Below are 25,040 nucleotides of genomic sequence, written 5' to 3' on the forward strand. Positions count from 1 at the left end.
CGAGTTGGCTTCATCATTGGCCAGCGCCGCGCATCCAGGCAGAATGTTCCATTGGAGCCCTATGGTTTGCTCCGGGATTCTAGTGTCGTGGGTCCGCCTGTTGTGCTGTGGTAAGGCGTCTGGCCGCGTAGCTTAAAGCCACATTCATGGCCATTTTCAGATCACGACTGGCACGCCCTCGAGCATGCCGGCGATAAAAATAAAAAGCCCGTCTGCCCAAGGCCTGATGCCGGCAGGCGAGGCGTGTGAGGGCTGAGTCGGTTGAAGGCAAGACCTCCCGATCCCGCACGATGATTTCAACGATAAACGGGAGCATAACCACTATGAGAGCTATTCTGTTGGGCGCACCAGGCGCTGGGAAGGGTACCCAGGCTCAATTCATTACCGAGAAATTCGGAATCCCCCAAATTTCTACCGGAAACATGCTGCGCGCCGCAGTTAAGGCCGAATCCCCGTTAGGGCTGGAGGTCAAGGAGATCATGGCTGCCGGCGGACTGGTGCCGGATGAGACCATCATTGCGCTAATCAAGGATCGTATCAAAGCGGACGATTGCAAAAACGGCTTCCTGCTCGACGGTTTCCCGCGCACCATCCCCCAGGCCGAGGCTCTGAAGGACGAAGGCGTTGTCATCGACTATGTCGTCGAGATTGCCGTGGACGACGAAGAGATCGTCACCCGTCTCTCGGGACGGCGTGTGCACGAGGCCAGTGGCCGTACCTATCACCTGAAGTACGACCCGCCGAAAGAAGAGGGGAAAGACGACGAAACCGGCGAGCCCCTGATTCAACGCGCCGACGATTCAGAGGAAACAGTTCGCAACCGCCTGAAAGTTTATCACCAGCAGACTGCGCCGCTGGTTAACTATTATCAGGATTGGGCCAAGCAGGCTCCGGAAGCTGCGCCGACCTACGTCCGTGTGGAAGGTGTCGGCACCATGGACGAGATTCGCGATCAGATTCTCAGCAAGCTCCAGTAAGACGTTCTTCAATCGAGGCTTTGCCGGGGCGTGACGATTCCATGAAGCTATTGGCATTGGATACCACCGCAGAAGGCTGTTCTGCTGCCCTCTGGCTGGAAGGCGTGTTGTTCGAGCGTTCCATCCGGTCGCCCCGGGGGCATACCCAGCACCTTATGCCGATGGTGCGTGAGTTGGTGGCGGAGGCGGATATTCGTCTCTCCGACCTTGATGCCCTGGCTTTTGGGCGCGGCCCCGGGTCATTTACCGGCCTGCGCATCGCTACTGGGGTGGTTCAGGGGCTGGCTTATGGCCTGGATGTCCCGGTGGTGCCGGTATCTTCGCTCGCAGCCGTCGCGGCTCAGGCGGTGAGGCGGGGAGTCGCCCAGGAAGGGCAGGGTGTTGCCGTGGCATTCGATGCACGAATGGGCGAGGTCTACTGGAATTGCTACACCGTGCAGCATGGCGTGCCCCGAGCGTCCGCAAACGAGCGCGTCTGCGCGCCGCAGCAGGTCACTCTGACTGAAACCGCCGATTATTGGCTCGGAGCGGGTTCAGGCTTCACCCTGGTCAACCAATTACCTGCCGCTGTGCGTGAGACTGTGGCAGAATCCTATCCCGACTGGTACCCGCAAGCCGCCGATATTGCATCCCTGGCGGTGGCGGACTGGTCGCAAGGAGTCCAGGTCCCCGCGTGGGAAGCGGCTCCTGTCTACGTCAGGGATGAAATTACCTGGAAGAAACTGCCGGGACGTTAGCGCCCCTTCGGTTGAGGGACGTCGTCTGGCCCGGTATTCGCCAACGCCTCGCAGGAAGCCACTTAATGGACCTCTGGCAAACGATTGTCCTCGCCATTATTCAAGGATTGACCGAATTTCTCCCCATCAGTAGTTCAGCCCACCTTATTCTTCCGTCTCAGGTTCTGGGTTGGCCTGATCAGGGGCTGGCGTTCGATGTCGCCGTCCACGTAGGTACCTTGCTGGCGGTCATGGGTTATTTTCGTCGTGATGTCGTCCGGCTTACCTCCGCCTGGGTTACGGATACCGCGGCCCGTCGTACCAGTCAGGATAGTCGTCTGGCCTGGGCGATCGTCCTTGCAACGGTTCCCGCAGGGCTAGCCGGTCTGCTGTTCGATGATTTCATTGAACAGGAACTGCGTTCGGCGCTGGTGATCGCGTTGTCCACCATTGGTTTCGGTCTGGTGCTGTGGTGGGCCGACGCCGTCGGTCGCCGGGAGCGCGGTCTGGGCAGTCTGGGTTGGCGAGATGCGCTGGTCATCGGCATTGCCCAGGCACTGGCTTTGATACCGGGTACCTCGCGTTCAGGCATTACCATGACGGCGGCTCTGTTTCTGGGCTATCAGCGCGAGGCGGCAGCGCGTTTTTCCTTCCTGTTGTCCATTCCGCTTATTATCGCAGCCGGCTTGTTGAAGGGGATGGAACTGGCCGAAACCGGCAGCGAAGCGCAATGGCTGGATATTCTGGTCGGTACCGGCGTGTCCTTCGTTAGTGCAGTGATCTGCATCCACCTGTTTCTTCGTTTTCTGGATCGCCTGGGCTTCATGCCCTACGTTATTTACCGTTTGTTACTAGGCGCGCTGCTGCTGTTGATGATATCTTAACCAGTCAGAATTCTTTCCAAATTCAGCACCTGTGTGTGAGTCAGACCTGAATCATGATTGGTGGCGTTAATTCAAACGGTTACGGTACGCTCCAGCCGGATCGCCTGATCCAGCGGGACGATGCCGCGCGGCAGGGTGACCGTCGCAATACCGGTATTGTCATTGATGCGGAAGCTCCGGTTCGGCGTGATACGATCGATCCACAGCTTTTGGAGCGCCGCGTACAGGCCCGCCAGGCGGCTCAGGATGCCCAGCTCGAGCGCTTCCGTGCAGACGACATTCCGCGTCGTAATGCTGAGGCGCTGGAGGTCTTCACCGGCATAGCGAGCCAGCACGATGGGAGTGACGTCGAGCTGGCCGGCATCGATATTCGCGTTTAAGCCTCGTCGCATGGATGCTATTCAACTGGCCGTTGGCTGTTCACACCCTTTATATGGTCCCCAGGCGCGTTCTGTCGCCGAATCCCTGAATCTTCCTTTTCTTGACCGGGTGGACCCCAAGTTTATCGAGGATTATCCGGTACTGCTCTGGCTGGAAGAGGGGGGGCTTTCGCTTCAGGTTACCGGTCGCAAGGCCCCGGGACCCGTGCGGGCGGAATTTGTTTCAGGCAAGGCGGGTTACCGGCGTGATCACGGCGGTGGTGCGGGGCAACTGGTGGCGAAGGCCGTGGGCTTGCAGCGAACCTCAAAACCCCTCCATGTTCTGGACGCAACCGCCGGTCTGGGGCAGGATGCGTACGTTCTTGCAGGGTTGGGTTGTGACGTCACGTTGTTGGAGCGTTCGCCGATAATCCACGCCTTGTTGGCTGATGGTCTGGCCCGGGCGGCCGGCGATGTCGGCGCGGGGCCATTGGTTGCGCGAATGCAGTTGGAGTCCGGCGATAGCATTCGCTGGATGAAAGCACGAAACGATGCTGTGGCCGACGTGATTTATCTGGATCCGATGTTCCCGCATCGAGACAAGTCAGCACGGGTCAAAAAAGAAATGGAGCTGTTCCGTCCCATCGTTGGTGCCGATGACGATGCCGCGGATCTTCTGCAAGTCGCGCTGGAGCGGGCGCGTTACCGGGTGGTGGTTAAGCGACCGCGCAAGGCTCCGACCATTGAGGGCCCGCCGCCCAATACCCAGCTAGAAGGGAAGAGTAGTCGGTACGATATCTATGCCCTTCGGGCGCTGCCTTAAGAGCTCCTAGGCTCCCAGCATCGTCACTTGCTGAATCGCCTGGCGCATCTCTATATTCAGTACCAGTCGCGCATCTTCAGCCACTTCATCCAGCCCTTCGGTATAGCAGAGCAGGTCGTTTTCGTCGGCGGTGAGGATGTCGTTTTTTCGCAGGTTCGCGATGAAATTGCGAAACAGCATCTTGTCAAAAAATTCCGGAGCATTCAGGCCGAACAGGATCGACATGCGCTGGGCCATTTGCGTGCTCTGTTCTTCCAGTTCCTTGGCGGAAATCTTGCCGGAGCCGTATTTGCGCAGGATGGCAATGGAAATGTGGTAGCGCTCCAGGGTTTGGATAATAAAGTGGGAGAGGTGGCGCAAACGCAGGGCGGCTTCGGTGCCGTCCGCTGGACGACAGACACGGTCACCCTCCAGTACCAGCAGGTTGCGCTCGACCAATACGCCGATCCAACGTTCGATGACTGGATCGACCTCTTCGTCGTCGTACTTAAGGAACAGCTCCGATTTAATATAGGGATAGATGGCGCTGGCCAGAAAGACCAAGCGCTCGCGATTGAGCGAGGCAAAGTTCTCGAATAGACAGGCAATCAGTGCCGGTAGAGCAAAGAGATGCTGAATGTTATTGCGGTAGTAAGTCATCAGGATGGCGTTGTTGCCTTCCAGCGCAATGATGTCGCCCAGATCCTGTGAGTAGCGGCTGATCAGCCCCATCTCCTCGCCATAGTTAACCCAGTCGCGTCCGCTACCTTCAGGGAACGTGACGTTTTCCGAGTAGGGGGCGGTCTTGATCAGGTCGCAGAACTCGTTCATCAGACGGATCAGCAAACGCTCATCCATTGCCAGACGCTGGGCTGACAGGAGGACTGTGGCCAGTATGCCGATTGGATTTACGGCGACAGCGGCATTGATGTTTACGGCGACCTTGTCCGACAGGGTTTCGACGGCGCTGTTCAGCCAGCGGGGCCGGTAATCGCTGTCGTAGGCCTCTTCGCGCCACTGGGGGCGGGCCTGGTCGAGGATGGCGCTGAGTTCGATCGGGGAGCCGAAGTTTACCGCCACGCGACCGAAGGAATTGCGCAGTTTTTTCGCGGCCTTGGCCAGAGAGAAGATGTTTTCCTTCTGTTTCTTTTTGCCGCGTAGTTCACCCAGATAACTGCGGCCTTCCATCACTTTTTCGTAGCCGATGTAGACCGGTACAAAGACTATCGGCTTGCGGTGATCGCGCAGATAACTGCGAACGGTCATCGCCAGCATCCCCGCTCGCGGCTGCAGCATGCGGCCCGTCCGACTCCGGCCGCCTTCCACGAAGTATTCGACGGAATAGCCGCGGGAGAACATAACGTGCATATACTCGTTGAAGACCGTGGCGTATAGCGGGTTGTCCTTGAAGCTGCGGCGCATGAAGAAAGCGCCGCTACGGCGCAGGATGGGTCCGACAATGGGCATGTTGAGGTTGATGCCGGCGGCAATGTGGGGCGGCATCAGGCCGTTGCGATAGAGCACGTAGGACAGCAGCAGGTAGTCGATATGCGAGCGGTGGCAGGGCACATACACGACAGCATTGTCTTTGGCCACATCTTGAGCCACTTCGATGTTATTGATAGCGATGCCGTTGTAGATACGATTCCAAAGCCACGACAAGACCACTTCCATAATACGAATGGTGACGACGGACATGCTCGCGGCAATTTCGTCGGCATACTTGAGGGCCTTGGCGCGGACTTTCTCGGGAGGTAAGTCCTTGTCCCGGGCCGTCTCACGAATGGCTTCCTTCACCGCAGGCGTGCGAACCAGAGACGCTACCAGGGTGCGCCGGTGAGACAGGTCAGGACCGAGGACGGCTTGGCGAACGCGGCGGAAATGCGTGCGCAGAATGCGCGCCAGTTTGCGGGTAGCGCGCTCGTCGTTGTCGCGTACCTCGTTGATCACATGCTGGATGGAAATCGGTTGGCCGAACTGAACATAGGTGTTGCGTCCGTGGACCAGGATAATTAGCAGCTTCTGTAGCCGGCCAGCGACGGACCACGTGTCTGACAGCAGCAATTTGAACAGGGATTTCTCCTTGTCTGGCGAGCGTCCCCAGAACAGGGTCACCGGTACGATCTGGATATCCAGACTGGAATCATTCAGAGCCAACGCCGTGACCTGTTTGATGCGCGGCGTCAGCGCTGGAGAATGGCGACGCCGGAAGAGGCCGCCGGCACGCTGATAAAGGAAAAAAAACGAGCGGCGTGGACCGTTGGGTACCGGTAACTGCGTCTGTGACGAGGGTAAACCGGCACGCAGGATTTCCTGCTCAAGGACCAGGCGGCTGGACAGGGAGCTGTATTGGAGCACGTAGCATACGGGTTTGTCCGGGTCGAGCCCCAACTGTTCCCGCTTGGCGCCCATCACATCGGTGCGTACCCAGAGGAACAGAATTTTACGGAACAAAGTAAAAAACAAGGCGCTCAGCCCCGGAAAAATACGCATGCAAACTCCAGTCAGCGTTCAAGTGCGCTAAGTTTACTTGGTCGACCCACGGGCGCAAAGCGCAGCACGTGTGAGCGGCCCGGGCGGGCGTAGATTGTCCCGGCTGGGCGCGCTCTGTGGTACCTTTAGCCAGCTGTGGTACCTTTGGCCGGATCGGGCCCAAAGTTCAAATTATAGAAGGTGTCTGAGGACAGTGTGCTTTCCCGGTACATTGTGTTTTTCCCAATACACTGTCCGGTCCCCACACCTTTGCGGCGCCAATACTATGCGGTCCTAATACTATGCGGTCCCAATACACTGTAGTTCAGGGTTAAAAAGTCAGGAGTACGTTTGCATGGCAGGCTGGGTTCCCGGTTGGTCAAGTAGCCCGCCAGCGGCCGGTGATAGGCTGGTGCTGGCTCGCGGTTCGAAGATTGTCGCATCGTCCGGCGGTTGGCTCCACGATGCGCTCGCACCCGAAGCCGATGTGGATGGGAAGGAGCCCGCGATCTTCCTGGGACACCTGGAAGGCCGCCGCGTCTTTGTGGCCCGCGCAGCGGAGACGAGCGAGGAGCAGCTCTCGGGTTTGCGTGACGCTTTGCTGGGGTCGGATCCGGCGCTGGCCTCTTTGCTGAATACCGCTTCCCAGGTTTTGCAGTGGCAAATGGACCACCGCTATTGCGGCCGTTGCGGCAACCCTACGCGTATGCATGCCTGGGACCGGGCGAAATGGTGCGAGCCTTGCGAGATCCCGTTTTATCCCCGTATCGCCCCCTGCGTGATCGTACTCATTCGTGATGGCGAAAAGCTGTTTCTGGCACGCTCCATCCGGCATCGCCACGGTTTTTACGGTTTAATCGCCGGATTTGTTGAACCCGGCGAAAGTGCCGAAGAGGCGGTGAAACGGGAGGTGTTCGAGGAGACTGGATTGTCTATCGACAACATCCGTTATCAGGCTTCGCAACCCTGGCCCTTTCCCCATCAATTGATGCTCGGGTTCTACGCGGACTATACCGGCGGTGAGCTGCGCCTGCAGGAAGACGAGCTGGCAGCCGCGGGCTGGTTCGTTCCTGGCGAACTGCCGCCCTATCCTCCCGACAACACGATTGCCGGGCGCCTGATCAACCGGGCCCTGGCAGAGTCCGGCGTTTAGGACGATGCCAAGCGTTCTGGTATTCGACTCCGGTGTCGGCGGCCTCAGTATTGCGGCTTGCCTGCATGACGCCATGCCCGGGATCGAGCTGCTCTACGTCGCGGATACGGCGGGTTTTCCCTATGGCGCCCAGAGCGAGGCCGCTGTCATATCGCGATGTGCGGGCTTGGTAACGGCGGCCATGGCCGAACGTGCTATCGACCTTGTGGTCGTTGCGTGCAATACCGCAAGCACCGTCGTGCTGCCGACGCTACGCAGCCGTGTCGACGTACCGGTGGTTGGCGTGGTGCCCGCCATCAAACCGGCGGCCAAGCTCTCTATCAACCGCCGGCTCGGTATTCTGGCCACCCCGGCGACCATCAAGCGGCCCTATACCGACGAGCTGATTCGGCAGTTTGCCGCGGACTGTGCCATTACTCGGGTCGGCCATCCCGGTCTGGTGCAATGGGCCGAAGACAAAGTTTCCGGGTGGCCTGTGCCGCTTGCCGACCTGCGGCGGGCCACGCAAGCGCTGGCTGATGCTTACGTCGATACGGTGGTGCTGGGCTGCACGCACTACCCGCTGATTGGCCAGGAATTACGTGAGGTGTTGCCGCAAGTGCTGCACTGGGTAGATTCTGGCGAGGCGATTGCACGACGGGTGGCCTACTTGCTCGGGGAGGCGGGTTTTTCAGTGGCGGAGCTGGAAAGAACAGCGCCTGGTCGTGCGCTCGACGCCCTGTTCTCGGGGGCCGCCCCCAGCGAGCTCGCTGATTTTCTGTCGGAACTCGGGCTGGGGGTAGGGCAAGTGAGTGCGAACTGGCCGGAAGGTTTTACAGCACGCGGGTCAGTTTGAGCATAGCCAGGAATTCCAGCGCCGGGATAGCGCGCTTGTGGCAACAATAGGTCTTCAGGCTCTCGCCGCGGAAACGCGACTTGGTGAACTCTAATCCCTTGAAGTTATATAGGAAATTGCCCTTTTCGTAGAGGCCGTGCAGCGTACGCTTGAGCATTCGGCTTTCCTGGGGTTCGGTTGTCTTGTCCAGGGAGAGGGGGATCAATCCCAGATCCAGATAGGGCACGCCTTCGCTCTGAAATACAGCCATGGCATGGGCCATCAGCGTATAGAAGATACCCTGGCGAAAGTCCGCGTTGGCTCTTGAGATATTGGGCACGTAGCTGATGATCCGGTTGTTCTGGTAGACCGGATCGAAGTAGATGAAGCCGGCGGCCTTGCCATCCTGGTAGGCATAGAAGTGACGCTCGTTCTCCCGGTACTGCATTTCCATCGGACGAATCAGAAAGCGAATTTCGTTGCTCTTGACCTTTCGCGTGCGGATCCAGGCTTCGGAAATTTCTCGCGTGTGATCGTCGCTGAAGCGTTCTTGCACGGTGACGCCACTGCATTCCGCCTGGTTCACTGCCGTGCGGATGATCTGTTTTTTCTTTCCCTTGAGCGACCATTTCTGTAGGTCGATACGGGATTCGCTGCCAAACTGCGTGCCGTAGAGCCCATACCGGCGATGGAGAATATCCACCACGGGCTTGGAGACCTGGATATAGCTCGCGTTAGGGTAGCGCGCGTGGAAGCGCTCTAGCATGAACTCGAAGTGCTCAGTAGCGGATACCGGATCAGACAACACAAAGGTCATGCCCCACTTACGCATAAAGCCGATGTAGCCGACGCCGGGCAGATCGAAATAGTCCATCCCAGGTTGCAACGTCGAGAAGGACTGCGTGTGCATGCCGTATTTTTTCAGGTAATCGACACGTTGGGAGAAGGTCAGGCGGCCCTCTTCCAGTCCGCTAAACTTATCTAGGGCAAGGATTTGCTCTGTCATTTTCTGTCTCCCGGAATCCTTGTTCTTATTTCTCTGTTCCGTGTTCCGTGTTCCGTGTGCTGGCTTCGCCTCGCTGGCGCTAGTGGCCCTCAGGTTTGGCCCGCGTCACAGCTACAATCGCTATATCCCGGCTTACCCGGCCTGCTTCTGGCCCAGGATTGACCAATAGCAGTTCATGTTCAGCAGTTTGAAATGCTTTTTATGGGCAATTTTCAGGCCCAGGCGCTGCATGTGTTCGGGGTAGTTGTAGATCTTGTGAAATGCGTTATTGGCGAATAGCCAAAAGATGAAAACCGCGGTATACCAGTAGAGCTTCTTGAATACGCGGGCAAAGACGTTGCCGGTGGGGTAGCAAAAGTCGCCCACCACCACACTGCCGTCAGCCTTGGCCAAGCCGATCAAATGCTCGAGAACCCGGACCATCATGTCCTCGTCGAAGACGTTGAGGAAAAAATTGGCCACGACCATGTCGTAATCGCCCTTGTCCTCGATTTTCATGATGTCGCTGTGGACGCGGCGGATGTGTAGGTCGGGGGCCTCCATTTCCAATGCTTCGCCAAACTTGCGCAGCATGGTTTCGGAGAGATCGACCACGGTGACGTCGGCGCCGAGCTCGGCAGCCCGGATCGCATCGCGGCCATGACCGACACCGGCGAAGAGTACTTTTGTGCCCGGTTTGACGGTTTCCACGTCGAGCATCGCGGTTTTGCAGTGGTGGATACTTTTGCCGCTATACAGATTGCTCAGGAAGTCATAGACGGGGCCGATGTACTTGTATTTGTCGCGCATGGTCTTTACTGCCTGTCCCAAGTCGTGTCGGAATCAGAGTCGTCCCCACGACACCGTGTCGCTGGTGGGCGCCCTTTTTGTTTGTGCCGGTCACCGGTTGGCGGTGGCGGGCTTTCTTGTTCCGAAAGAGCTTAGATAACTCGCTGCCGGGTTTTTGTGCAGCACCACGCATTTTGGGATACGCAAATTTACATAAGGATACGCTTTGCAAACTTAGTCAAAATTATGAATTGGACTGTAAGACAATCCGATTAACAGAAAGGCGGCAGTATAAATGCCGGGCAAAAATGCTGATAAGAGCTATTGTGAGTGGCGCACCCATGTTATTGGTGTAAAACTTCGAAAGTGACTTCCTGAATCATTTGGATACCGAAAAACCTTCGAGATTCAAAGGACCAGGGACTTTCAGGCGCGCATGAGTGCGTTGGTTCATGGGTCAGGGGTGATGAGGATGAGAAATTCTGGCGTTCCGTCCAGGCTGCTAATTTGGGGGGCCGGCCTTGCACTGATATTTTTGGTGGGGAATGCCCAGGCCGCGCGAAAGGTGACCTACCTAATCGTCGAAGACAAGGCCCATCCGTTCCAGATCGTGCAGGGTAGCGAAAGTCGTGGCGGCATCATTTCCGATATGGTGGACGCCATCTTTGCCGGCGATGAATATACGGTGGATCACCAAGTCTATCCGATCAACCGGCTACGCCAGGTCGTGGCCAAGGAACAAGTGAATTTCTGGGTGGCGTACGAGGCTGTTCATTGGCACACGTTCGGCAATCAGGGCTTGATGGTTGAAGAACCGCTATTCAATACCCGCCATGTGTTGTTGACCTGTCGTGAGGATATTCCCGACCGCATTACCCGTTTGGAGCAGCTGCGAGGCCTGAATTTGGTCATGCTGCGCGGCTTTGATTATCAGGCGCTGGATAGCGCGATCGAGGGTGGCCTAATTGCGGAGGTTCCCATTGACCGTTACGAAGCGGGTATCCAGTTGGTTGCCATGGGCCGGACCGACGGTTTCGTCGAAATGGAATCGCGGCTGAAATACCACGTCCGTACGAGCGGCGTTGGGAACACGGACTGTCTGCGCTGGATCGATTTCAGCGCCATCATTCCCAACTTTCCGCTTTATATCAGTGTCGATATCGACTGGCCGCCGGCATTCCGTGATTTCATCGCTCAACGCATTCGCACGTTGCGCGCGTCAGGTGAACTGGAGCGCATTATGGATCATTATCTTGGCTCAGACTACAGCCCGAACCTGGGGTTTGGTACTGCCGAGTAGCCGGTCAATTTCATGGGCGGGACGCGCGGGGCCGTAAAAAAAGCCCTGTACCTGGTGGCAGCCGAGATTGCGTAGATAAGCTAGCTGAGTGTCGGTTTCCACGCCTTCCGCCACGATGTCCAGCCGCAGGCCATGTGCCATGGCGACAATGGCATTGACGATGCAGGCGCCATCTTCGCCGCTACGAATTCCCTTGACGAAGGACTGGTCCACTTTCAGGGTGTGAATGGGCAGGCGGTGAAGGTAGTTCAGGGAGGAATAGCCCGTGCCGAAATCGTCGATGGCGATGCGGACGCCGTGCGACGCCAGTTCGCGTAGTTTTTGGCTGATTTGCTCGAGATCGTTCATGATCACGTTTTCCGTGATCTCGATTTCCAGGTTTTCCGGCGGGAAATTAATGGCTTCGAGCTGAGCGATGAGATTGGCCACGAAGCGTGGGTGGTCGACCTGCAACGGCGAAAGGTTCACCGCTAAGCGCATGGACTTGTGGCCGGCGTCGATCCATTGTTTCATCTGCCTGCAGGCGGTATCGAGGACGCATTCACTGAGTTCGGCGATCAGCTTGGTTTCCTCTGCCAGGGGCAGAAAGTCTCTCGGGTAAAGCAGACCCCTTTCTGGATGTTGCCAGCGTACCAGAGCCTCAAGGCCCACAACGACGCCGGTGTCGGACGAGACCTGGGGCTGGTAGTGGACGCAAAGCTCCTTGTTCACCAGTGCCTGGCGAAGATCCCGCTCCAGGCTCAGGCGGTTAGCGGTGTCGATGCTCATGGTTTCGCTGTAGAAACGATAACCGTCCTTGCCACCCGCCTTGACGTGATACATGGCAATATCGGCGCACTGGATCAACTGATCCAACGAGTCGCCGGCGTCCGGGAAAATGGCGATGCCGACGCTGACGCCGACAAATACTTCATGTTCGCCCAGTTGGAATGGCTCGCGCAGCACGCTGATCAGTTTGCGGGCGATCTTGCGCGCATCGTCGTGGCTGTTGATAGCCGGTAGCAGGAGGGTAAATTCGTCTCCCCCGAAGCGCGACAGCGTATCCCCCTTTCGCAGGCAGCTCTCGAGACGCTGTGTAACGGCCTGCAGCAGCCGGTCGCCCATAGCATGGCCGAGTGTGTCGTTGACCACCTTGAAGCGGTCCAGGTCGAGGAACATGACAGCCAGTTTCTGCTGGCTGCGCTGGGCCTGGGTGATCGCCAGCATGAGCCGATCCTTGAACAGGGCACGGTTGGGCAGGCGGGTCAGCAGGTCGTGATAGGCCTGAAAGTTGATGAAGGCTTCCGCTTCCTTGCGCTCGGTAATGTCGCGGGCAGAACCGTAGATGCTCGCGTTGCTGTTGTTGCTCCCTGGCGTGACGTGGGGGAGGAACAGTCCGCCATCGTCGCCTATCGGAAAGGCGGTAATTTCGAAATACCGGTTGGCTCGGCGACTACCCCGTGTTTTCAGCCGGATCTCGAAAGTGCGCGGATTTTCCGCGTTGATGGTGGGGTCTTCCAGGGCGTAGGCGCCACGGGCGACATCCTGTTCATCGATGAGATGACGGAAATGTCGACCGATGAGCTCCGCCGGACGGTATCCGAGCAGCGCCTCGATTTTGTGGTTGACGAAGCATACCCGCCCTTCGAGGTCGAGCATGAAGACGATATCCGGCGACGTGTTGACAATGTAACGATGCAGTTCTTCGGATTTTTGCAGGCGCAACTGCACATTATTGTGGGCCCATTCCAGCGCTTGCTTGTGCAGGACGTTACTCACGGTGGCCAGCAGTTCGTCAGGATCGAACGGCTTCTTTATATAATCTTGCGCGCCGCGGCGCAGGGCACGGCTAACGGCGGTAAACGAGGATTCGCCACTGACCACGATGACCGGCGTGCCGATCTTCCGGTCCTGGATAAACTGCATCACCTGGTGTCCATCCACCTCTGGCATACGCAGGTCCAGCATGACCAAATTAAAGGATATCTCGGTTAGCAGGTCACAGGCTGCCTGACCACCCAATGCAGGCACAGCGTCGAAACCCTGCTGCTCCAGCAAGTCCACCAGACTCTGGAGCAGTCGCGGTTCGTCATCGACGACGAGTATTTTTGCCTCGGAAGTACTGAAGTTTTGCAGTCGGTCCGAAATCATGGCCTGTGCCCGTCCTGTTGGGTTACCCGATTCTACACGGGTCATCGATGCTTCTCAGCCGGTGATGCCCCGGTTATTCTTTTTCGGTGTTTTTTACGCCTGGCAGCAGGATGCGGAAGCTGGTGCCTTCCTCTCCCGTGCGACAGCTGATGATGCCCTCCATGTCATCGACGAGCTGTTTTACGATACTCAACCCGAGCCCGCTATGCCCCGGCCCCTTGGTGGATCTGACCGGTTTGAATAGGGCGTCTCGGATTGGTTCGGGAATTCCCTGGCCCGAATCGTCTATGGTCAGCTCAATCCAGCGACGGCCATCCTGCCAGATCGGGGCTGCGGTATGGAAATGAATGCTGCCGCCGTTCGGCATGGCCTCCACGGCGTTGCGCACGAGATTCATCACTAACTGCCGCACCGGTCCGCGCGTAGCCTGAGCGCGAGTGCTGGCGGTGGTCATGGTCAGCTCGCAATGAATATCGTGCGGCGCAAACAGGGCTTCCTCGAAGAGATCGCACAGGATGGTCAGTTCATTGTTGATGACGACGCCTTCCTCGCTAACCTGCGCATCGGCCGATTCGGGCTCATGAGCTTCACTGATCCGTTCGAGCAAACCGGCAGCCCGGTCCAGTTCCTCACGGACGATGTCCAGATCGGGCTCGACCTTGCCAGAGCCTTCGATGTCCTGCAGCTTATACTGCAGTTGACGGATATACTGCCGCACGATGGTAAGCGGATTGCTGATTTCATGCACCCGCTTGCGCAGTTCGATGCGTTGGGCGAGCTGCTCCAGGGTTTCGCCAGCGACTTTTTCCGTGCGCGTGTCCTTGCGCAGGGCGTGGGCAAACTGGCCCACCCGATGTGCAAAGAGTTCGACCAGTACGGTGTAGAGCCCGGCGTCCGCGGCCGAGTCCAGGCCAATTATGTAGACGCCACAACATTGTTCGCCGTAGCACACCGGCACGCTCATCATCGTACGGCAGTCCAGTAGGCCCAGTAGCTGACGGTCGAGAATGGTTGCGTTCTGCGGATTGAGGACGTCGGTCTCGCGCAGGGTGGCGACCTGGGTGACCAGGCTCTGGGGGTTATCCAGCGGCACCTCGATGTGCGGCGGTGCGGTACGCGTGGCGGCGAGAAGCTCGAGACGATCGTCGTGCTGCTGGAACGCCAAACCCGGACGCCCGGTCAACGTCACCAGATTGCGCAGGGCCGTGGTTAATAGTTCGGCGCCGTTGGCTTGTTCCGGCAGGGCTTGGAGCGCGTGCTCGACCATGGCAGAACGCACAACCTGTTCGAACAGGCGTTTATGCGCATCGCCGCCGTCGAAGGGGCCTTCCAGGGGGATATCGAGGCTATCGGCGAGGGCGACGACTTCACGGTCGATGCGGGTACAGATTTCCCGGGTCAGGGCACTGGTCAACCCAAAGATGGTTTGGGCCGCCTCGATGCCGCTCGAGTCGGCCAGCGCCAGGCGAGTCGAAAGGTTAATGAGCTTGACCAGATGGCCCGCATCGCGAATGTCACGGGCTGGCGCCTGCTGATAGCGGATCGCGTCTGTTGCCATTTGACCCAAGCCCCAGTGGCTGGCAAGTCGCGCGCCGATTTCGATTTGATTGTCGAGTAACGCCTGATGATCGTCTCCGGGAGGCTGGCGTAACGCGATCAGCTCACCGACGTTGTGAAGAACGCCTACCATAAACGCTTCTTCAGTATTGGCGTAACCGGTGAGGCGTCCCAGCGCCCGCGCGGTCAGAGCGGTGGTCAAGGAATGGCGCCAGAAGTCCCGGATTTGCTGCCAGCGGTCAGCGCCCAAATCGAACAGTAGTTGTCTTAGTGAGGCCGTGATGATCAGGGCCTGGAGTTGGTCTGTGCCCAGGCGCAATAAAGCTTGCTCAATAGAATTGATCTCGCCCGAACGGCCGTAGAGCGCCGAATTGGCGAGCGCGAGCACACGGGCACAAAGAGCCGTGTCAGCGCTAATTATCCGACCTATCTCACGATAGTCCGAATCGCAACGACAGGCTTCCAGCGCGCGCAGGACAACCTGCGGCAGGCTAGGCAGTTCGCCGTCCGTGGGTAAATCAATATTGGCCCGGGCCATAAATTATGACACTTTCTTCATTTATCGTTATGACGGTGGAGCTTAGCCAATTCCCGCCGGATATCAAAGATAAAGTGTACATATTTTGAACCATGCCCACTCGCCTTAGTTGTAAAATCGCGTAAATCCTTCCGCCTCCAATATATTGAAGGGTAAGTAAAACTGTCCTCATGGCGCTGCGGCCCTGTACAATTCGCTATCAATTCAGGCTGATTTGCTTGTAAATCATCACCGAAGCTGTATAGCGGCCGTTCCTGACCAACGGGTCGGGAAAGCGTCTCAACCGAGACTTTTATACAGACTTTTTTTATTCAGGATCCGGAGAGAGTCCGATCTCCCTGCTCACTGCAGTTTTGTGGCGTACTGATCCATGAAGCAATCGTCGGAACGTTCGACAGGTCATCCCCGCATTCTAGCCGTTACCGGCGGCAAGGGCGGCGTGGGAAAAACCTCCGTGGCTCTTAACCTGGCACTGGTGCTCGCCCGTCAAGGTAATCGCGTTCTGTTGCTCGACGGTGACACCGACCTTGCGAACGTCACGATCATGCTGGGCCAGTACCCGGGACGGACCCTGGAGCATGTATTGAAGGGCGAATGCTCCCTGGAGCAGGCCATCTTCGAGGCGCCCTTTGGTCTCCATGTGCTGGCCGGCGCGTCGGGGGTCGAGCGGTGCATGGGCATATCCCCAACCGACCGCCTATCGATTTTTCGCGGTCTGGCGGCCTTCGAGAAGCGCTACGACTATATCCTGATCGACACCGCCGCCGGGCTGCAGGCCAATGTGATTCATATGATCGCCAGTGCCGCGATGGCCTGCGTGGTCGTGACCCCGGATCCGACCTCACTGACCGATGCCTTTTCCTTGATCAAGGTGCTCAAACGCCGGGGGTATCGGCGCACGCCGAGTGTCCTCGTCAATATGGCGCAGGGTGCAAGCCAGGCCCGCTCGATATTTCAGCGTTTTTCAGCCGCATTGCAGCGCCACGTGGACGTGACGCCCCATTATCTGGGAGCGATCTGGCGCGATGAAACGCTGCGTCAGGCCGTGTCCATCCAGCGCCCGGTAGCCTTGTTGTCGGAAACCGATCCCTCCTGTCGTCAGTTTCGTGTTCTGGCCGACATGCTTATGGTCCGCTTCGAGCAGATAGAGCCACGCCGGGCGGGCTTCGCCGCGTATTGGAATCGGCTTGCCGAGCGCAAGCCGACCGCGAGACCCTCCGCGCATCCCTCTACGAAGCCCTCCATGAAGCCCACCATGAAAGCCAGCGCGGGCAATGCTGAGGGCTCGGCTCCGGTGAGTCATCCATCTTCTGCCGATAATAAAGAAGCCACTCTCGACCCGGCTACTCGCTGGCACAATTGGTCGGCAGAACTGGAGGCACTGCTCCAATCCGCGGACGTGGCGCCGCTGCAGCGCTACGAGGCCGTCACTCAGTGTTTCGTCCAGTTGGGCAAAGTCATGGATGAAGATATGGTCGAAATGCTCCAGACCGGCCTGGCGTCGATGCAATGGGAGCAGTTGCCTGCGCCCCAGCGCCGTCACTTCGCGACCCATTTGCGCGACCTCGCTGGCCAGATCGATCCGGACAACGCTTCGAAGTCTGTCAGTGAAAAGCGTTTGATACCCGGCAGCAGTCCCGGGCCGCGTTATGACGAGGTGCGATTTGGCACTCAGGATGCGCTATTGCGTGCCCTGCAGGATCAGCCCGAACACGTTTCGCTGGATGCCTGGTTGGACCGGATCATTCGGGGCTCGAAAAGGTAGATTTTAGGGACGTATTAACCCCGTCTTTTTTCTTTCATAATGTCGGTCCGCTGTGGGTTTGTCATACCGGGTCATGGCGGATACGGCGTCACAGTTTCAGTAACCGATGTATATCTGAACTATTTTCTTGCTTCAGGTCACCTATTTGTCACGGCATGCACCGTAAAATGGCCCGCGAAGCGATTTGCAGTCGTTGAGATTCGAAACTGTTTTCAGTCTGCCGTGTCGTGCCCGTGAAGCTTTGCTGTGAACTCAGCAACTTCTTGCTGTAAACCCAGCGACTTATAGGTCAGGCGGTTTTATCCCGTGCCAGCCCCCTGGAACTGGCGCGGTTGATGCATTCTTCAGTTTGACCTTTGTGGGAAACCAGGACGTTTTTCTTGAGGGCCCTGACACTCGGACGTCTTCGAGGCCCCTTAACACGATTTTTGAGAAGGAGTTCCGTCATGCCGTACACCGTCGAACAGCCCGGTTCGAATGTCTTACGAGCGCTGAAAGGGAAGCATGTGTTGATTACCGGTACCACCGGTTTTCTGGGTAAGGTTGTGCTGGAAAAGCTGATCCGGGCTATGCCGGATATTGGCGGCATCCATTTGCTGATCAGGGGTAATCGTCGACATCCCAAGGCGCATGATCGCTTTCTAAACGAGATTGCCTGTTCCTCGGTATTCGAGCATCTGAAGTTGAGCGATCCGGATGCCTTCGATGCCTTTATCGAGCAAAAAGTGCACTGCATAACGGGCGAGGTCACCGCGCCGCATTTTGGTCTGACTGAAGCTAAGTTCGAGCAACTCGCCGGGCGTCTGGACGCTGTGATCAATTCGGCGGCCAGCGTCAATTTCAGAGAGGAACTGGACAAGGCGCTGGAGATTAACGCGCTGTGCCTGCGCAATGTCATCGACCTGTCCAACACCGGCAATCCGTTACCCGTCATCCAGGTCTCGACCTGCTATGTCAACGGCATGAATGCGGGCCAGGCTCACGAAGACGTGGCGCGGCCGGCGAAAGGCAATGTCGCGCGTGCCGACGACGGTTCCTATGAAGTGGACGAGCTGATCCACTTGCTTCAGGACAAAATTGCAGACGTCAAATCACGCTATTCCGGACCGGTATTGGAGAAAAAGCTGGTTGAGCTGGGTATCCGCGAGGCCAACCGTTACGGCTGGAGCGACACCTATACGTTCACCAAGTGGATGGGCGAGCAGATTCTCGCTCGCGGTCTGCAAGGCGCGCCGCTGACCATTCTGCGACCATCCATTATCGAGAGTGCGTTGGAAGAGCCGGCTCCGGGCTGGATCGAAGGCGTGAAAGTGGCCGATGCGATCATCCTGGCTTATGCCCGGGAAAAAGTTGCGCTGTTCCCCGGTAAACGCAGCGGCGTGATTGATGTTATCCCGGCGGATTTGGTGGCCAACAGCATCATTCTGTCTCTCGCCGAAACGTTTATCGAGCCGATCCAGCACCGCATTTATCAGTGCTGCAGTGGCTCGGGCAATCCGATCACCCTCGGCGAGTTCATCGACCACCTGATGATGGAGGCCAAGGAGAATTATGCGGCCTATGATCGTCTGTTCTACCGGCGCCCACGCAAACCCTTCATTGCGGTCAATCGCCGGCTGTTCGGGGCGGTGATCAACGGCGCACGGATGCCCTTGCAGATCATGAACCAGGCGATGAAACTGGCGGGCAGTGAGCGCGAGTTGAGGTCCCTGCGGAATATCGATACCACGCTCTCTTTGGCGACAATTTTCGGCTTCTACACCGCGCCGGACTACATCTTCCATAACGACCGGCTACTGGCGTTGTCCCAGCGCTTGGGCGAGCATGATCAGTCGCTGTTCCCGGTCGATGCGCGCCGTATCGATTGGCCCACCTATTTGCGCAAGATTCACTTGGCCGGCCTGAATAAGTACGCGCTTGGCGAGCGTAAGCTCTATCGCCTCAAGACCCGTAAGGAGCGCAAGGCGGCCTGATCGCAAGGCCGTCTGACATATCGCAAGGCCGTCTGACATAGTGCCCCGGCGACGAGCGCGCCGGGGCAGCCCCTCTCTTTCCTAGTGCACTGTTTGGTTAATTCGCTGACTTAATGAGGCCCTGAGAATCTGGATAGCAAGGCGCGGTGGCGAGGGTGTGGTGGTTCCACATCGAGCCGCCGCAACGCCGCTAGCCAGATTCTCAGGGCCTCCCTTCGGGCGAGCTTCTGAAGGCTTTGGATCTGCGTTGCTGCTCTTTGACATGGAACCACCATGCCTGCAGACCAGCGCCTTGCCCAAAGCCTTCAGAAGCTCGCAGTAAGTCAGCGAATTAACCAAACAGTGCACTAGAGCCCGTTTCTTTCAGTTATCGTGTTGCTGGCAATGCTGGCGGTTTGCTGACTCTCCCTCCATCGGCAGCTATGCTGATACAGTAACTGTGCGTTTCAAAAGGGAGCTCCGAGGCGCTTAGGGCGGGGGGCGCGTCCCCCGGTGAGGACAAAGTTTCGCATTAATAGGACATTAGTCTAATTCAACCCGGCTCGTGTGCCGTGGTGAACTATCGGACTATAAACGTGGCCTGTCCTGAAAAAGATAAAAATACCCTCGTCAGCGACAAGGCCCGAACCTCAGGCTCTAATGCAGCCTGCATGACTGCCTCGTACAGGCGTTTCAGCGGTTCCAACGATTCCAATAATGAAAAGCTGATCCACAAATAAAAGGGGAGCACGATGACGGAACAACACAAGCATTTGTATCCAGTGACCGAAGCTTTTAAAAAGCGGGCGCTGGTCGACCGGGCGCAATACGAAGCGATGTACGAGCAGTCCATCAAGGACCCGGAAGCTTTCTGGGGCGAGCATGGTAAACGGCTCGAGTGGAGCAAGCCCTACACCAAGGTCAAGAACTCCACCTACGACTACGACAACCTCTCCATAAAGTGGTTTGAGGACGGCGAGCTCAACGCCTCGGTCAACTGCCTGGACCGCCACCTCGAAACGCGCGGCGACCAAACCGCGATTATCTTCGAGGGTGACGAACCCAGCGTCTCCCGGCACGTCACCTACCGCGAGCTGCATGCCGAAACCTGTAAATTCGCCAACGTGCTCAAAACCCTCGGGGTCAGCAAGGGCGATGTGGTTACTATCTATATGCCGATGATCGTCGAGACGGCGGTGGCCATGCTGGCCTGCGCCCGTATCGGCGCGGTCCATTCGGTCGTCTTCGGTGGCTTCTCGCCGGAGGCCCTTGGGGCGCGGATCCAGAACGGTAACTCCCGTTTTGTGGTCACGGCCGACGAGGGGGTTCGCGGGGGGCGCACGATTCCGCTGAAGAAGAATGTGGACAAGGCGCTGGAGAGCGATAAGGTGCCCGACATCGAGCGGGTGATCGTGGTTACCCGCACCGGCGGCGACGTGCCATGGGACGAGAGTCGGGATGCCCGCTACGAAGACTTGATGAAGAGTGCCTCGGCTGACTGCCCGGCGGAGCCGATGAATGCCGAAGATCCGCTGTTCATGCTGTATACCTCAGGGTCTACCGGTGCGCCCAAAGGGGTTCTCCATACTACCGGCGGCTACCTGGTCTTTACCGCCATGACCCATGAGTATGTCTTCGACTACCACGATGGCGATGTCTACTGGTGCACGGCCGACTTCGGCTGGATCACCGGGCATAGTTATATTCTGTACGGACCGCTGGCCAACGGCGCGAAGACCCTGCTTTTCGAAGGCGTGCCCAACTACCCGGACGCTTCACGTATCGGCCAGGTGGTCGACAAGCATAAAGTCAACATTCTCTATACCGCGCCGACAGCGATCCGCGCGCTGATGGCTCAGGGCGACAGCTGCATGGCGAACTCGTCTCGCGACAGTCTGAACCTGCTGGGGTCCGTCGGTGAGCCAATCAACCCGGAAGCCTGGGAGTGGTACTACCGGGTGATCGGTAACTCCAAGTGCCCGATCGTGGATACCTGGTGGCAAACCGAAACGGGCGGCATTCTGATCAGTCCGCTGCCGGGCGCTACTGACCTCAAGCCGGGGTCCGCTACGCTGCCATTCTTCGGTGTGCAGCCGGCCGTGGTCGACAACGATGGCAATATCCTGGAAGGCAAGACTGAAGGCAATCTGGTCATCCTGGATAGCTGGCCCGGTCAGATGCGCACCATCTATGGCGACCATGAGCGCTTCAAGCAAACCTACTTCAGCACCTATAAAGGGCGCTACTTCACCGGCGACGGTGTGCGTCGCGACGAAGACGGTTACTACTGGATCACCGGCCGCGTGGATGACGTGCTGAACGTTTCCGGGCACCGTTTGGGTACCGCCGAAGTGGAAAGCGCATTGGTGGCACACAAAAAGGTGGCGGAAGCGGCGGTCGTCGGCTATCCCCACGAGATAAAGGGGCAGGGCATCTACGTGTATGTCACCCTGGTGCAAGGCGAGGAGCCGAGCGAAGAGCTTCGCAAGGAGCTGATCCAGTGGGTGCGTAAAGAGATCGGACCGATTGCTTCGCCGGATGTGATCCAGTGGGCGCCCGGACTGCCGAAAACGCGCTCGGGCAAAATCATGCGCCGTATCCTGCGCAAGATTGCCGCCAACGAGCATGATCAGTTGGGTGATACGTCCACCCTGGCAGATCCCGGTGTGGTCGATGAACTGATCGCGCAACGCGAGCCCGATAAGTAGCACCGCTCCGGGAGCGGGCCGGCTCCCTTGGGGCCGGTAAGACATAGCATTTGCCGAAGGGCGAACGTTCGAAAGCCAGTGGATTGCGCTTGCGCAGTTCGCTGGCTTTTGCTTTGTGCGTGCTATCATTCAGGACAATGGACTCAGCGCGGGCTTTTACCCTGCGATAAAAACAAGATAAGAAGGGCTTTTCGCTCTTCTTGGCCTTACGAAGGAGACAGACTTACCCATGGTTCAGCAAATTATCATTGCCGATGATCACCCGTTGTTCCGGGCGGCCCTCCGCCAGGCGGTATCCGAGGCAGTGCCCGATGCCGAAATGGTGGAAGTCGACAGCATTAAGACGCTGCAGGCGGCTGTGGAGCGGCATCCCGATGCGGACCTGGTGTTGCTGGATCTCAATATGCCCGGCGCGCATGGTTTTTCCGGCTTGGTCTTTATGCGCGGCCAGTATCCCGGGTTGCCGGTTGTTGTGGTCTCCGGTTCGGAGGAGTTGCAGGTGATGCGCCGCTCCATCGACTATGGCGCGTCGGGCTTCATTCCCAAGTCTGCCCCGTTGCCCGAAATTACCGAAGCCATCCGCGAAGTGCTGAACGGCGAGGTCTGGTTGCCGGCGGGTGTCGCTGAAAAGCTGGACCGTATGCAGGCCGATGTCACGGATTTCTCCGACAAGCTGGCGTCGCTCACTCCCCAGCAATTCCGTGTGCTAGGTATGCTGGCCGAAGGTCTGCTCAACAAGCAGATTGCCTACGACCTCGACGTCTCGGAAGCGACGGTGAAAGCGCACATCACAGCGGTATTCCGCAAGTTGGGTGTGCGCAACCGGACCCAGGCGGTGATCGCGATCCAGCAAATGGAAATTGATCCTTCCGATACATCGCTATCCGGTAGGTGACCATCCCCGCGTAAAGTTCCGTAGCTTTGACGCCGCCTGCCCAGGCGGCGTTTTTGTTTGGTCTCGATTTCCGATCAGGCGTTACAGCAGCGATTCGGGTCACGTTGTTCACCCGGCGGTACATTTACCGTATTCGCATAGGAGGCTGGTGAGGCTTGCCGAACCGCATTGATTGTCCTTCCGCTTTCCGATTCGTGCCTATTTATGTACACGCGTACGCTATTTCAGTTTGGGGCTCATTCTTGCAAAGCCCGCGACCGGAGCGCTATAGAGCCGATTGGGTGCGCTTGCCAAGCAAAATTTATCTATCGGTGATTGAACTGTCACAAGCTATTCTGTAAATTCAGCGAACACTTGTACGCTTAAGTTCAGGAGTAGCTCTGTGAATGCGGCCGTAAAACCCGAATCTATCCGTCCCGCCAGCTTTGGCCAGCAGGACGAGCGTGCGTTGCGCGATCAAATGCGTAAGGATCTGCCGGCGGATACTTTCAAGGCGCAAACCTGGCGCGTGATCTGGTTCCTGCCTCTGCAACTGGTCATCTGGGGTGGGATCGTGACGATTCTAATGGCCGGTTTGCCGTGGTACGCGAATCTGGGGCTAGGCTTGGTGGTGGGGCACACCATCGGTTCCCAGGCATTGCTGGCCCATGAGGTTTTACACGGAGCCCTGGGTATGAGTCGGGGGTGGCAGAATTTCTTTGGCTGGCTGGGTTTCGGACCGATGGTCGCGCCGCCGGAGTTCTGGCGCAAGTGGCACAACTCGGTTCATCATGCCCACACCAATATGGGCGATACGGATCCGGACAGCTTCGGGACCCTGCGCCGGTATAAAGCGGATCCGAGGCAAAAGAAATTTCCCAAGCTGGCGCCTGGGTCGGGCACCTGGTACAGCCTGCTCTTCCTGACCTACTCCTTTACGATGCACGCGCAAATTGTGTTATGGAAGCAGGCCAAGCGGCGTAAGCAGTTCCGCGGTTTCAATCGTCGCAAGGCGATCATCCAATCATTGCTATGCGTCGCGGGCTGGCTGGCCCTGGCCGTCATTTCCGGACCGCTGGCGCTCTTTACCGTGGTGATTCCATTTATGGTGGCGAATGCGTTGGGGCAGGGGTATATCCTGACCAACCACTTCTTGCGGCCACAGACGGAGAGCAATAATCCGCTGGATAACTCCATGAGCGTGCGCACGCTGCCACTCCTGGATCGGCTGCACTACCGCTTTAGCCATCATATCGAGCACCATTTCTTCCCCAAGATGCCATCCCATAAGGCGCCACGCCTGCGGGAATGGTTGGAGGTGCACTATCCCGAACGCTATGTGGCGCCAACGCACTGGCAGGCCATGAAGCTGTTGTATGCCACGCCCCGGGTCTACCAAGATCCAACGGTGCTGGTGGACCCCAATCACCCGGAGCGGACGTTCGATTTGCTGCCACTGCAGGTGGAAATGAGCGCCGCGACCTATAAGGCGCAAGCCTTGAGCTAAGAATGTGTGTAAAGCGTGTGCTGATCAACTGCCGGTGAGGCCGCGTACGAGGGCGCCCACACCGGCAATGGCGGCGATGCAGAGGATCAATGGCCGCATGGCGGCAAAAGGTAGGCGCTGCACCAGCAAGCCGGATAGTAGAAAGCCTGCGATGACGCCCGGCAGCGTGTAGGCGAATAGTTTGAGTTCCACGGTGCCCAGGCGTCCGGCGAAAACCAGCGCGACAATGCTGGCGCAACTGGCAAAAAGAAAGAATGCCGACATATTGGCCCGCACCAGCGGGCCTTTTTCGTTCTGGTAGATCATGGCGATGGGTGGGCCACCCACGGCGACCGTTGTCCCCATATAGCCGCTGGCGGCACCGGCGATCACGCTGTTGCGGGTGTTCAGCTCAGGCTTGAGACCCAGCACGCTCAGTAATACGCCAAAAAGAATCAGGCCACCGAAGACCAGGTCAAATGCCTGGCCGGTGATGGCGGCCAGAGTGAAGCCCGCCAGCACCGTGCCCACGATGCTGCCGCCGATGGCAAAGCGCACCTCGCGGAAGCGGATGCTGGCGCGGTTGCGCAACAGCAGCAAAACCGTTAGCACCACCGCGTTGACCACCAGCGGTCCCGGTACAAACAGTGGACTGAGCAGGAACAGTAGCGGTGCCGACAGGGTGCCTATGCCGTAGCCGGCAATGCCTTGCAGGCAGCAGCCAGCAAGCAGGAACAGGTTGGCGAGCAGGAAATCGACAAGCGTCAACTGTTCCACGA

Annotated in this window: 19 protein-coding genes; 12 read left to right on the forward strand and 7 right to left on the reverse strand. The window is 57.9% G+C overall.

What is annotated here, in order from left to right:
• Positions 1-323 precede the first annotated feature (323 nt).
• The 3 genes from adk to FXO11_RS05480 all read left to right on the forward strand — a co-directional run bounded on the left by adk (position 324) and on the right by FXO11_RS05480 (position 2,577).
• On the forward strand, positions 324-977 hold the full coding sequence (gene adk, locus FXO11_RS05470; protein ID WP_148861960.1) for an adenylate kinase: 654 nt from the start codon (positions 324-326) through the stop codon (positions 975-977).
• A gap of 41 nt (positions 978-1,018) precedes the next feature.
• The gene (tsaB, locus tag FXO11_RS05475) at positions 1,019-1,714 is read left to right on the forward strand and encodes a tRNA (adenosine(37)-N6)-threonylcarbamoyltransferase complex dimerization subunit type 1 TsaB (protein ID WP_148861962.1); all 696 of its coding nucleotides are present in this window, start codon (positions 1,019-1,021) and stop codon (positions 1,712-1,714) included.
• Positions 1,715-1,779: 65 nt separating this feature from the next.
• The gene (locus FXO11_RS05480) at positions 1,780-2,577 is read left to right on the forward strand and encodes an undecaprenyl-diphosphate phosphatase (RefSeq protein WP_148861964.1); all 798 of its coding nucleotides are present in this window, start codon (positions 1,780-1,782) and stop codon (positions 2,575-2,577) included.
• A 71-nt stretch (positions 2,578-2,648) separates the two neighbouring features.
• Here the strand turns inward: FXO11_RS05480 and FXO11_RS05485 are convergent, their stop codons facing one another.
• Positions 2,649-2,969 (reverse strand): hypothetical protein, encoded by a 321-nt coding sequence (locus FXO11_RS05485; protein ID WP_148861966.1) that lies wholly within the window; start codon positions 2,967-2,969, stop codon positions 2,649-2,651.
• Here FXO11_RS05485 and FXO11_RS05490 point away from each other — a divergent pair.
• The gene (locus FXO11_RS05490; protein WP_148861967.1) at positions 2,968-3,759 is read left to right on the forward strand and encodes a class I SAM-dependent methyltransferase; all 792 of its coding nucleotides are present in this window, start codon (positions 2,968-2,970) and stop codon (positions 3,757-3,759) included. The two genes, FXO11_RS05485 and FXO11_RS05490, sit on opposite strands and share 2 nt — an antisense overlap.
• 6 nt (positions 3,760-3,765) lie before the next feature.
• Here FXO11_RS05490 and plsB read toward each other — a convergent pair whose 3' ends face one another.
• Positions 3,766-6,231 carry a glycerol-3-phosphate 1-O-acyltransferase PlsB gene (plsB, locus tag FXO11_RS05495; protein WP_148861969.1) on the reverse strand — a complete coding sequence of 822 codons (2,466 nt, stop codon included), beginning with the start codon at positions 6,229-6,231 and terminating at the stop codon, positions 3,766-3,768.
• 334 nt (positions 6,232-6,565) lie between these two features.
• On the opposite strand from plsB, the gene nudC reads away from it, so the two are divergent.
• Complete coding sequence (gene nudC / locus FXO11_RS05500; RefSeq protein ID WP_148861971.1) at positions 6,566-7,363, forward strand: NAD(+) diphosphatase; 798 nt, start codon at positions 6,566-6,568, stop codon at positions 7,361-7,363.
• 4 nt (positions 7,364-7,367) lie between these two features.
• Positions 7,368-8,198 (forward strand): glutamate racemase, encoded by an 831-nt coding sequence (gene murI, locus FXO11_RS05505; protein WP_148861972.1) that lies wholly within the window; start codon positions 7,368-7,370, stop codon positions 8,196-8,198.
• Here the strand turns inward: murI and FXO11_RS05510 are convergent.
• Together FXO11_RS05510 and FXO11_RS05515 are read right to left on the reverse strand one after the other, a co-directional pair.
• Positions 8,176-9,183 carry a DUF2156 domain-containing protein gene (locus FXO11_RS05510; RefSeq protein WP_148861974.1) on the reverse strand — a complete coding sequence of 336 codons (1,008 nt, stop codon included), beginning with the start codon at positions 9,181-9,183 and terminating at the stop codon, positions 8,176-8,178. The two genes, murI and FXO11_RS05510, sit on opposite strands and share 23 nt — an antisense overlap.
• Positions 9,184-9,315: 132 nt before the next feature.
• Entirely contained in the window at positions 9,316-9,972 is a 657-nt protein-coding gene (locus tag FXO11_RS05515; protein WP_148861976.1) for a class I SAM-dependent methyltransferase, read from the reverse strand.
• 451 nt (positions 9,973-10,423) lie between these two features.
• Between FXO11_RS05515 and FXO11_RS05520 the strand changes: the two genes are divergently transcribed.
• Complete coding sequence (locus tag FXO11_RS05520) at positions 10,424-11,251, forward strand: substrate-binding periplasmic protein (protein WP_168203129.1); 828 nt, start codon at positions 10,424-10,426, stop codon at positions 11,249-11,251.
• Here the strand turns inward: FXO11_RS05520 and FXO11_RS05525 are convergent.
• Positions 11,210-13,381, reverse strand: a complete 2,172-nt coding sequence (locus FXO11_RS05525; protein WP_148861979.1) for a putative bifunctional diguanylate cyclase/phosphodiesterase — start codon at positions 13,379-13,381, stop codon at positions 11,210-11,212. The two genes, FXO11_RS05520 and FXO11_RS05525, sit on opposite strands and share 42 nt — an antisense overlap.
• A 73-nt stretch (positions 13,382-13,454) precedes the next feature.
• Positions 13,455-15,476 (reverse strand): HDOD domain-containing protein, encoded by a 2,022-nt coding sequence (locus FXO11_RS05530; protein ID WP_148861981.1) that lies wholly within the window; start codon positions 15,474-15,476, stop codon positions 13,455-13,457.
• Between the two features lie 370 nt (positions 15,477-15,846).
• Here FXO11_RS05530 and FXO11_RS05535 point away from each other — a divergent pair, with 370 nt between their 5' ends.
• From FXO11_RS05535 to FXO11_RS05555, 5 genes are all read left to right on the forward strand, one after another.
• The gene (locus FXO11_RS05535; protein WP_148861983.1) at positions 15,847-17,241 is read left to right on the forward strand and encodes a MinD/ParA family ATP-binding protein; all 1,395 of its coding nucleotides are present in this window, start codon (positions 15,847-15,849) and stop codon (positions 17,239-17,241) included.
• Between the two features lie 446 nt (positions 17,242-17,687).
• Positions 17,688-19,214 carry a fatty acyl-CoA reductase gene (locus FXO11_RS05540; RefSeq protein ID WP_148861984.1) on the forward strand — a complete coding sequence of 509 codons (1,527 nt, stop codon included), beginning with the start codon at positions 17,688-17,690 and terminating at the stop codon, positions 19,212-19,214.
• A gap of 731 nt (positions 19,215-19,945) precedes the next feature.
• Positions 19,946-21,901, forward strand: coding sequence for an acetate--CoA ligase (gene acs / locus FXO11_RS05545; RefSeq protein WP_148861986.1), 1,956 nt, complete (start codon positions 19,946-19,948; stop codon positions 21,899-21,901).
• A gap of 229 nt (positions 21,902-22,130) precedes the next feature.
• Positions 22,131-22,796 (forward strand): LuxR C-terminal-related transcriptional regulator, encoded by a 666-nt coding sequence (locus tag FXO11_RS05550; RefSeq protein WP_148861987.1) that lies wholly within the window; start codon positions 22,131-22,133, stop codon positions 22,794-22,796.
• A 382-nt stretch (positions 22,797-23,178) separates the two neighbouring features.
• Positions 23,179-24,282 (forward strand): fatty acid desaturase family protein, encoded by a 1,104-nt coding sequence (locus FXO11_RS05555; protein WP_148861989.1) that lies wholly within the window; start codon positions 23,179-23,181, stop codon positions 24,280-24,282.
• Positions 24,283-24,306: 24 nt separating this feature from the next.
• Here the strand turns inward: FXO11_RS05555 and FXO11_RS05560 are convergent, their stop codons facing one another.
• Complete coding sequence (locus FXO11_RS05560) at positions 24,307-25,038, reverse strand: sulfite exporter TauE/SafE family protein (protein WP_148861991.1); 732 nt, start codon at positions 25,036-25,038, stop codon at positions 24,307-24,309.
• Positions 25,039-25,040: the final 2 nt, after the last annotated feature.

The organism is Marinobacter fonticola (assembly GCF_008122265.1).
Classification (GTDB): Bacteria; Pseudomonadota; Gammaproteobacteria; order Pseudomonadales; family Oleiphilaceae; genus Marinobacter_A; species Marinobacter_A fonticola.